Below are 3,165 nucleotides of genomic sequence, written 5' to 3'. Positions count from 1 at the left end.
ATCCTAAGCCTCGAAAAGCATACGGGCTACTTCTTGGTTTAAATACCCCACCTCGCATCATCTTGATGTCATTTTCTAGACAATGAGCTACTACAGCCCGGATTTGTTCTTCGGATTCAATAGAACATGGGCCAGTGATGATCGCCATTTCACCATCTTTGATAAATACATTATCTCCCAAGTCTATGGAAGTTGGCTTTGCTTTCCACTTTTTTGATACCAATTTATATTCATCTGAAACAATATGGATATCTACAATTCCATCCATTTGTCCGACTTTACGGATATCAAAATCTTTTTTACCAATCCCAATAAGATAATCTCCCAATTGGGTTTTTACTTCGGTAGTTTTGTAGCCGTTTTCATTGACTTTTTGAATCAATTTATCCTTTTGACTATCTGAAATATCTGGTTGAAGCTGAATAATCATTGCTTACTTGATTACTGATTGAAGGTATGCCTGAATGTCTTCACTCAGGTTTTTAGAATTTTTTACTGTCTTAATGAATGCTGATCCGATGATCGCTCCATGGCTATACTCTGAGGCTTTTGAGAAAGTTTCCGAATCTGATATCCCAAACCCAATCAGTCTCGGGTTTTTCAAATTCATCGATTTGACCCGCTCGAAATAAGAGATTTGCTCTGCTGTGATTCCTGATTTGGCGCCCGTTATGCTATGGGAAGAAACCATGTAGATAAACCCATTGGTGTTTTCATCAATTTCCCGGATTCTCTTTTCGGAGGTCTGAGGCGAAATTAGAAATGTATTTACCAAACCATATTCCTCAAAAAGTCCTTTGTATTCATCCAAGTATTGCTGCATAGGAAGATCAGGGAGAATCAATCCGTCTACTCCAACTTCCTTACATTTCTTACAAAATGCTTCCATACCATATTGCATAATTGGATTCAAATAGCCCATCATCACTACAGGAATGTGGATTTTAGCACGAAAGCCTCTTAATTGATCGAAGATTTTCTTCAGAGAAATTCCATTTTCTAAAGCAATCATGTTACTATCCTGAATGGTTGGTCCATCTGCTACAGGATCTGAGTAAGGAACTCCTATTTCTATGATATCAGCTCCTCCAGCTTGGATAGCCTCCATAATAGGGATGGTATCCTCCAACTCAGGGAAACCAGCTGTAAAGTAGATCGAGAGAACGCGATCTTTTTTTGTATTAAATAGTGTATGTATACGGTTCATTTCATTTCGATTTGAATATTGAAAAATTGAGAGATTGGATTATTGTTTTGAGAATTGTAAGGTTCAAAGGTGGATTTACATCATTATTCAAATTTCGGCATTCATCATTCGAAATTAATAGGCCAAAAGATTGATTTTGTAGATGGTCGTTGGAGTACCAAAAAACCTCGTAAATCGTACTTCGTATTTCCAAAATCACTCAATATTTCCCCCATTTAATATAAGTATCCAAATCTTTATCGCCTCTTCCAGAAAGGTTGATCACGATCACATCATCCTTGGAGTATTCAATTAAATTTAAGGCATGGATGGCATGTGCAGATTCTATAGCAGGAATGATACCTTCCAATCGGCTTAATTCGATCCCCGCAGCCATCGCATCTTTATCTTCTACGGCAACAAACTCTCCTCTTCCCACATCAAATAAATGAGCATGAACAGGACCGATTCCCGGATAGTCCAGGCCTGCCGAAATAGAGTGAGGTTCAACAACCTGCCCATCTTCTGTTTGCATCAAAATCGTCTTTGAACCATGCAATACTCCTGGAGTTCCCAATACTGTTGTCGCTGCAGATTTCCCGGATAAAACTCCTAATCCAGCTGCTTCAGCAGCTACCAGTCGAACTTGCGGAGTATTGTAATAATGGTAAAAAGCTCCAGCTGCATTGGATCCTCCTCCCACGCAGGCGATAACTATATCAGGATTTTCTGTTCCTTCCTTTTCCATTAATTGCCATTTGATTTCCTCTGAAATCACAGCTTGAAATCTTGCAACCATTTCTGGATAAGGGTGAGGGCCTACCACCGAACCAATTATGTAATGCGTATCTACAGGATTGTTGATCCAAGCACGCATGGCTTCATTGGTAGCATCCTTTAAAGTTTTCGAGCCCGAAGTAGCAGGAACTACGGTAGCTCCCAGAATCTTCATTCTCTCCACATTGGGATGTTGCCGGGCGATATCAACTTCCCCCATATAAATGACACAATCCATCCCCATCAAAGCACAAACTGTAGCTGTTGCTACTCCATGTTGACCGGCTCCTGTTTCTGCGATAATTCGTTTTTTCCCGAGCTTTTTAGCCAAAATAATCTGGCCTATGGTATTATTGATTTTGTGTGCGCCGGTGTGACATAAGTCTTCTCGTTTCAAATAAATTTTAGCACCATACTTTTCTGAAAGTCTAGAAGCTAAATATAAAGGAGTTGGACGACCTACATAATCCTTCAACAATCCTCTGAATTCATCCTGAAATTCTTTCGAAGCTATGATTGACTCATAATTTTCCTTCAGTTCCTCCACATTAGGATGTAACATCTCGGGAATATAAGCACCTCCAAACTTACCATAAAAGCCCTTTTCGTCTACTTTAATCATCTGATAATGTATATTTTGTAGGTTTATCAATAACTACCAATTAATCCTTTCTTAAAACTTTTTAGTTTTTCAATATTCTTTATCCCTGGAGTTTCCTCAAATTTTGAATTCAAATCCACTCCCACCATTTGTGGCATTCTTTCAGAAAGCTCAATTATATCGGATATGCTTTTCTCATCTAAGCCTCCACTTAATAAAAACCCATTGTTGAAAGGGTATGTTTCCAAAATATTCCAATTAAATTTTTTTCCCGATCCTCCATGCATTGGTGTTGCGGTATCAAAAAGGAAATATTCAATGAACTCTAAATAATCGCTAAGTTTTCCCCAATCTACTTTTTCATGAACTGAAATAACTTTCCATATTTTTTTTTCAGTCTTTAATTTTAATTCTTGAACGTATTCAGGACTTTCATTTCCATGCAATTGAAGAACAGATAAATCAAATTCTCTTATTTTAGATAAAACAAAGTCAAAGCTTTCATTTACAAAAACCCCAACTTTGGGTACTTCCATTAACTTTATTTCTTCCGCAAATTCTTCTGAAACACACCTTGGTGATTTGGAATAGAAAATTAAGC

Annotated in this window: 3 protein-coding genes and 1 pseudogene; all 4 read right to left on the bottom strand. The window is 37.8% G+C overall.

What is annotated here, in order from left to right; all coding sequences use genetic code 11:
* A pseudogene (locus Q0L68_RS18630) lies at positions 1–430 on the bottom strand (3-deoxy-7-phosphoheptulonate synthase); the annotation flags it as partial.
* Between the two features lie 3 nt (positions 431–433).
* Positions 434–1,207 carry a tryptophan synthase subunit alpha gene (gene trpA, locus Q0L68_RS18625; RefSeq protein ID WP_296705759.1) on the bottom strand — a complete coding sequence of 258 codons (774 nt, stop codon included), beginning with the start codon at positions 1,205–1,207 and terminating at the stop codon, positions 434–436.
* 199 nt (positions 1,208–1,406) lie between these two features.
* A complete protein-coding gene (gene trpB / locus Q0L68_RS18620) occupies positions 1,407–2,585 on the bottom strand; it encodes a tryptophan synthase subunit beta (RefSeq protein WP_296705758.1) in 1,179 nt (392 codons plus the stop codon).
* 26 nt (positions 2,586–2,611) lie between these two features.
* Positions 2,612–3,165: phosphoribosylanthranilate isomerase (locus tag Q0L68_RS18615; RefSeq protein ID WP_296705757.1), on the bottom strand; the 554-nt coding region annotated here is incomplete at its 5' end.

The sequence above is a fragment of the Algoriphagus sp. genome (assembly GCF_024642405.1).
Taxonomy (GTDB): Bacteria; Bacteroidota; Bacteroidia; order Cytophagales; family Cyclobacteriaceae; genus Algoriphagus.
This window is presented reverse-complemented; position numbering and strand designations above follow the sequence as displayed.